The sequence below is a fragment of the Butyrivibrio sp. genome (genome assembly GCF_017635265.1).
In the GTDB taxonomy this organism is placed as follows: Bacteria; Bacillota; Clostridia; order Lachnospirales; family Lachnospiraceae; genus Butyrivibrio.
Genome location: NZ_JAGBLU010000142.1, coordinates 1 through 5833 on the forward strand (window position 1 = coordinate 1; position 5833 = coordinate 5833).

The 5833-nt window shown below is 41.9% G+C and carries 9 protein-coding genes and 1 pseudogene; 9 read left to right on the forward strand and 1 reads right to left on the reverse strand.

Going from position 1 to position 5833, the window contains the following annotated elements; genetic code table 11:
• The 9 genes and pseudogenes from J6O61_RS18550 to J6O61_RS18590 all read left to right on the forward strand — a co-directional run.
• Window positions 1-312 (forward strand): SPASM domain-containing protein (locus J6O61_RS18550; protein WP_292215796.1); only part of this gene is annotated, 312 nt, incomplete at its 5' end.
• Entirely contained in the window at window positions 309-896 is a 588-nt protein-coding gene (locus J6O61_RS18555) for a nitroreductase family protein (protein ID WP_292215797.1), read from the forward strand. The genes J6O61_RS18550 and J6O61_RS18555, both read left to right, overlap by 4 nt.
• Window positions 897-914: 18 nt before the next feature.
• Complete coding sequence (locus tag J6O61_RS18560; RefSeq protein WP_292215798.1) at window positions 915-1808, forward strand: SIR2 family NAD-dependent protein deacylase; 894 nt, start codon at window positions 915-917, stop codon at window positions 1806-1808.
• A 114-nt stretch (window positions 1809-1922) separates the two neighbouring features.
• A complete protein-coding gene (locus tag J6O61_RS18565) occupies window positions 1923-2486 on the forward strand; it encodes a biotin transporter BioY (RefSeq protein WP_292215799.1) in 564 nt (187 codons plus the stop codon).
• Between the two features lie 85 nt (window positions 2487-2571).
• Window positions 2572-3558: a serine hydrolase domain-containing protein gene (locus J6O61_RS18570; protein WP_292215800.1), complete on the forward strand. Its 987-nt coding sequence runs from the start codon at window positions 2572-2574 to the stop codon at window positions 3556-3558.
• 13 nt (window positions 3559-3571) lie between these two features.
• The gene (locus J6O61_RS18575; protein ID WP_292215801.1) at window positions 3572-4519 is read left to right on the forward strand and encodes a carbohydrate kinase family protein; all 948 of its coding nucleotides are present in this window, start codon (window positions 3572-3574) and stop codon (window positions 4517-4519) included.
• Window positions 4520-4543: 24 nt separating this feature from the next.
• Window positions 4544-4703: pseudogene (locus tag J6O61_RS19790) on the forward strand (dihydroxy-acid dehydratase); the annotation flags it as partial.
• Window positions 4704-4859: 156 nt separating this feature from the next.
• Window positions 4860-4985, forward strand: coding sequence for a hypothetical protein (locus J6O61_RS18585; RefSeq protein WP_292215802.1), 126 nt, complete (start codon window positions 4860-4862; stop codon window positions 4983-4985).
• 43 nt (window positions 4986-5028) lie between these two features.
• Entirely contained in the window at window positions 5029-5316 is a 288-nt protein-coding gene (locus tag J6O61_RS18590; RefSeq protein ID WP_292215803.1) for a metallophosphoesterase, read from the forward strand.
• A gap of 6 nt (window positions 5317-5322) precedes the next feature.
• On the opposite strand, the gene tnpA is transcribed toward J6O61_RS18590, so the two are convergent.
• Window positions 5323-5622 carry an IS200/IS605 family transposase gene (gene tnpA / locus J6O61_RS18595; protein ID WP_292215804.1) on the reverse strand — a complete coding sequence of 100 codons (300 nt, stop codon included), beginning with the start codon at window positions 5620-5622 and terminating at the stop codon, window positions 5323-5325.
• Between the last annotated feature and the right edge of the window lie 211 nt (window positions 5623-5833).

The following is a 5833-nucleotide window of genomic DNA, read 5'->3' on the forward strand; positions in this document are numbered from 1 at the left end:
AAGAAAGGCATGATCTATGGCGGCTGTAACTGTGGAAACTGCCATATTACAATACTTCCTACAGGTGATGTATATGCCTGCAGGAGAGTCGCAGAGAGTAAAGTGGGTAATGTATTTGAAGACAGACTCAAAGACCTTTGGGTTAAGCAGGTCGAGGAATATCGTGACTATACGCGTTTTAGTAAATGCAGCAAATGTAAGCTCCTGGCATGGTGCAGGGGATGTCCTGCGGTAGCTAAGGGTACTTATGGCGACTTTTATGCTGAGGATCCTCAGTGCTGGGCAGATGTTGAAGGAGAAATGAGAGCATGAGTAAGGATTTATTGGATATAATAAAAGAGAGACGTTCAATCAGGAAGTATACAGATCAAAAGCCAGGTGATGAGGAGATAAATAAGATTATTGAAGCAGGTCTTTATGCTCCCAATGCAGGTGGCGGACAGCGCAGTATGCTGGTTGTCATGAATGACAAAGATCTGGTTGAAAGAGTTGGCAGGTTAAATGTAGGATGCATGAATAGAAATAACCTGGCAGGGGGATATGTCTCTTCTGAGCAGCCCTCCATAATTGATGATCCGAGTATAAATAGCGGATTCTATGGGGCACCTACGGTAGTTGCTATTTTTGCTCAAAAAGGATTTCTTTACAACATACCTGATGCCTTTTGCTGCGCAGAGAATATGGTGCTTGAAGCATGTAATCTTGGAATTGCTTCCTGTATCGTTGCAAGAGGTGAAGAAACTTTTTCTACAAAGGAAGGGAACGAGTATCTTAGAAAGTGGAAGGTGCCCGAAAATATGGAATGTAAGTGTTTTGTGCTTTTGGGATATATTGATGGTGAATATCCTCATTCAAGACAAAGGCGTGAAGGCAGAGTGCTGGTTGTAACTGAGTAATAAAAGATAGAGGTACATATGAATAAAATAAACCGTGAGCAGATTGGTTTGTTGAAAAAGGAAATACAGAATGCTGATGCAATAGTTATAGGCGCAGGTGCAGGACTATCGACTTCTGCCGGATTTGTGTACAGTGGAGAGCGCTTTGATAAGTGGTTTTCTGACTATGCTTCTAAATACGGCTTTAAGGATATGTATACCGGAGGCTTTTATGTGCTCAGATTAAAACCCGAGATTTCATGGGCTTATTGGGCAAGGTATATCTATATCAACAGATATCTTGATGCTCCTAAGCCGGTTTACAATAAGCTTTTTGAACTGGTTAAGGATAAGGATTATTTTGTTCTGACAACAAATGTCGATCACTGCTTCCAAAAGGCAGGATTTGATAAGAGACGTCTTTTCTATACTCAGGGAGATTATGGCTTGTTCCAGAGTGTAAATCCGGATATGCAAAAGACCTATGACAATGAAGAATGGGTTATGAAAGCAATGGAGGCTCAGGGATTTATTGTAAATAGTGAAGGCCTCTTTGAAATCCCGGAAGGCGGTGTGAGCATGGAAATACCTTCAGAACTGATCCCTAAGTGTCCGGATGATGGTTCTGATATGACCACAAATCTCAGAGCAGATGATTCGTTTGTGGAAGATGAAGGATGGCGCAGAGCATCGCTGGCCTACTCGAAGTTTTTGGAAGAGCATGAAGATAAGCATGTTCTTTATCTTGAACTTGGAGTTGGTGGTAATACACCGGGGATAATCAAGTATCCGTTTTGGAGATTTACTTTTGAAAATCCAAATGCTGTATATGCCTGCATAAACTATGGAGAAGCACAGTGCCCATCTGATATTCGTGACAGATCGATCTGCATTGATGGAGATATAGGACAAGCACTGGATGAACTGATGTGATTAGTAGAATTTTTGATTGTCAACCTTACAACTACAAAAGGTTGACAATATTTTTTGCTTATGTTACCTTCATTTAGGTATTTAATTAAAATATTTGTTGGAGGAACAGACATCATGAGTAGTGCAAACGCAGTTAAGACAAGAGATAATTCAAAGGTTTTGGATCTGGTATATATCGCAATCGGAGCAGCGCTTATAGCTATATGCTCCTGGATAAGTATTCCTACAGCAGTTCCGTTTACACTTCAGACTTTCGCGGTATTCTTTGTCCTTTTGGCATTGGGCGGTGAGAGAGGAACACTTGCAACACTTGTATACGTACTCCTTGGAGCAGTCGGAGTTCCTGTATTTGCAGGTTTTTCAGGAGGAATCGGAGTTCTTCTCGGAAATACAGGCGGATATATTATTGGATTCTTACTTACAGGTCTTATATACATTCTTTTTACTAAGTTTTTTAAAAAGAACATCGTCATGAAGGTAATAGCACTGGTTCTTGGACTTGCAGTATGCTACGCATTCGGAACAGCATGGTTTATGCATGTCTATATGAAGAGCAGCGGAGAAGTAGGACTTCTTACAGTACTCGGATGGTGTGTATTCCCGTTCATCATTCCCGATCTTCTCAAACTTGCATTAGCCGTAGTAATCTCAAAGAGAATTGAACCTGTAATCAAATGATTTTAAGATTTTTCTTGAAAACAATTTTTAATCATATTAGCCTTTTCTTAGGACGTCCGAATCTTACCTAAGAGGAGGCTTTTTGATGAATAAAGATCAGTTCTATGAGTATGTCGCAGGCAGCAATGGCAATGAGAGCAATATCTGCCAGATATATGCGATAAAAGATGGCAAGGTGGCCTATGACGATTGCTGGCACGGTTTTAAGACCGAAGATGCCGTGAATGTCAACTCGGTCACCAAAGGCATTATGTCGCTGCTTGCAGGAATTGCACTTGATAAAGGCTTTATCAAAGACGTAGATCAGAAGGTGATGTATTATTTCCCTGACTATAAGGTAAAGCGTGGCGAGAAGACTATCTATGATGTCACAATAAGGCATCTGCTGACGATGACAGCCCCGTATAAGGGAAAGTCAGAGCCCTGGAAAAAGGTGTGCACTTCGCAGGATTTTACACTTGCAATCCTTGATAATCTGGGAGGTCGCGCCGGAATTACAGGAGAGTTTCGATATGCGACCCTTGGTATTCAGATTCTGGCAGGAATAATTGAAAGAGCTACAGGAGAGAAGTGTATAGATTTTGCCAACAGAGAGCTCTTTTCTCCATTAGGACTTCCGGAGAGAATACCTCACGGAGACAGTTCCAAGGAAGATCAGTTTGATTTCTTCATGAACAAGAACCCCAGGAAATATGAGTGGTACACGGATCCTATGGGGTGCGTTACAGCAGGCTGGGGCCTTTGTATGTCAGCAAAAGACATGGCGGTGATCGGAGAGATGGTCCTTGAGAACGGCTCTTTTAACGGCAAACGGATCATCTCCGAGGAGTACCTGAAAGATATGCTGACGCCACATCTAAAGCTTGGTGAGAAAATGGGATATATGAGCTACGGATATCTCTGGTACAAACCATATGACGACAGAGATGTATACGCAGCAATCGGTGATAGCGGAAACATTATCTATGTCAATAAAGAGAGAAACGTATCAGTGGGTATAACAGGTACGTTCAAGCCCCGGATTTTTGACAGGGTAGAGTTTATAGAAGAGAAGGTACTACCACTTTTGTAACAGGAGTTCATGTATGAGTTGTAAGGTCACAGTAATTGGTGCAGCCATAGTAGATATATACGCGGGAGCGGTGGATAAAGAGATTTTTTCAAAGGGATCAGTGCCTGCCCGGGACATAGGAATGTCCTGTGGCGGGGATGCTCTTAATGAGGCAGTTACATTGTCCGGCCTTGGGAATGTTACAGAGATAATATCTCTTCTAGGAGATGATGAAGCCGGCGTGATTGTGAAAAAGTGTCTGGACCAAAACAAGGTTGATACCCGGAATATAACTGTAAGTCCGGACATTCCGACAGCAATAAATATTGTTCTTGTGGACGGCGATGGTGAGAGATACTTCATCACAAATCCTGAGAGTACACTCAGGAAACTATCCAAGGAACATATACTTTCTTATTTGGATGATGCCGGAGATATTGTAAGTTTTGCCAGCATCTTTGTATCTCCAAGACTTACTGTAAGTGACATGGAAGAGGTCTTTAGACAAATTAAAGAAACTCCTGGCCGTGTCCTCGTGGCTGACATGACAACAGCCAAGAATGGCGAGACGATAAAAGACCTTGAACCAATCCTTAAATATATCGATTATATAATTCCTAATGAGAAGGAAGCATCGATCCTAACCGGCGAAAGTGACCCGATAAAAAGCGCAGAATGCTTCCTGGAACATGGTGCCAATACCATAATAATCAAATGTGGGAAAGAGGGATGTATTTACAAAAGTGCTTCTGAGGAAGGACACATTCCGGCTTATCCTGATGTGAAAGTGGTTGATACTACCGGCGCCGGAGACAGCTTTGTTGCCGGATTTATCCATGGTCTTTCAGAAGGCTATAGTCTGCAGGATTGTTGCAGGTATGCATGTGCTGTGTCATCAGTAGTTGTTGAGCACATGGGGACACAGTGCATAGATGATATCAAAGATGAAACTGAAAAGAGATTTCATAATTACCTTGGGTAATAGATAAGGCAGGAAAGGGAAAAGATGGAACTTCAAAGCCAGAAAATGAGAAAACTTGCACCAGAGCTAGATCCATTGAGGATTGGAACGGGGATGGAAGATGGAGGATCTTTCAAAACCTCAGATATATGTTGAGAGTAGCTTCGGGGACTCACATCCTGGAAGTGTACACTTAAAAACACTTACAGAGCCTTTGATAATCTTGCAGATGGAACAAGCATCCGCTTTTTTCCAAAAGATGAAGATGAGGATGAAGGAAAGAGAAAGTTTCGCCAGAAAATAAGAGAAATAGTCCGCTCGGCTGAGGAGAAAAGTAAAAATACATGTGAAGTGTGCGGATGTGAAGAGGGAAAAATCAGAAATGACGGTGAATACGGTATTTACCGCATACAGACGCTTTGCGATGATTGCCATCAGAAGCGGATCAAACGGGTGCAGGAACAGAGAGAACGCAGGAGAAATATGAGTATCGAAGATCGCCTCGCAGAGATTAAGGAGTATTTGGAATAATGGCGACTTATGTTATCGGGGATATCCACAATTCCCTAATTAAACTGGACGGGACTCTGAAGCAGATTTCACCTTCTTATAAGGACAATATCATATTGCTGGGAGATCTTTTTGACCGCGGTGCGGCAGAGCCAGATCCGGTGGGTGTATACTTCCGTATTTGTGGTTTGGATGCACGTGTTACATGGATCAGAGGGAATCACGACCAATTACTGGCAGATTATATATATCAGTATTATAAACATCGTGCGAGAAAACCCCTTCCGATGAAATCGGTTGTGGGATGAATCGCACTAGCTTTTCTTTTTGTATTTCCCCGTCTTAATGTATTTACGTTTGTGTTCTTCTGTTCGCTGATCTTCAATGTATTTCTTAACAGTATCAAGAGAAACTCTTCCGGTAGTTGCACAAAAGTAACTTGCACTCCAGAAGGGCGAATCTCCCCACAGATACTTTTCTACATGAGGCCTATATGTATTTCTCACTTCTTTGGAAAGCTGTGATTTTAACGAGTTGATGTGTTTTACAGGTGCCACATCAGGTGGCATGGAGATCGGCAGATGCATGTGATCGACATCTGTCTCAATGGAAATGAGTTTGCTGCTAAAGAGAACAAATGTTTGCTTGTTTCTGAAAAGTGTGCTATAATACTAACTATAGATTACTAATAAGGAATTTTCAACCGTGTACAGAACAAGGCAATACCGGATAAGCAAAAACCACATACTCTATGACTATTGCAGGGATATCTGCAGATCATCAGCCGTTCTGTACAACAGGGCAAATTTCATCTTAAGGCAGTAT

What these genes read in the sequence shown, in the direction of transcription:
- J6O61_RS18565 (WP_292215799.1), top strand. Translation starts at nt 1,923, where the DNA reads ATGAGTAGTGCAAACGCAGTTAAGACAAGAGATAATTCAAAGGTTTTG.
- J6O61_RS18570 (WP_292215800.1), top strand. Translation starts at nt 2,572, where the DNA reads ATGAATAAAGATCAGTTCTATGAGTATGTCGCAGGCAGCAATGGCAAT.
- J6O61_RS18575 (WP_292215801.1), top strand. Translation starts at nt 3,572, where the DNA reads ATGAGTTGTAAGGTCACAGTAATTGGTGCAGCCATAGTAGATATATAC.
- J6O61_RS18555 (WP_292215797.1), top strand. Translation starts at nt 309, where the DNA reads ATGAGTAAGGATTTATTGGATATAATAAAAGAGAGACGTTCAATCAGG.
- J6O61_RS18590 (WP_292215803.1), top strand. Translation starts at nt 5,029, where the DNA reads ATGGCGACTTATGTTATCGGGGATATCCACAATTCCCTAATTAAACTG.
- J6O61_RS18560 (WP_292215798.1), top strand. Translation starts at nt 915, where the DNA reads ATGAATAAAATAAACCGTGAGCAGATTGGTTTGTTGAAAAAGGAAATA.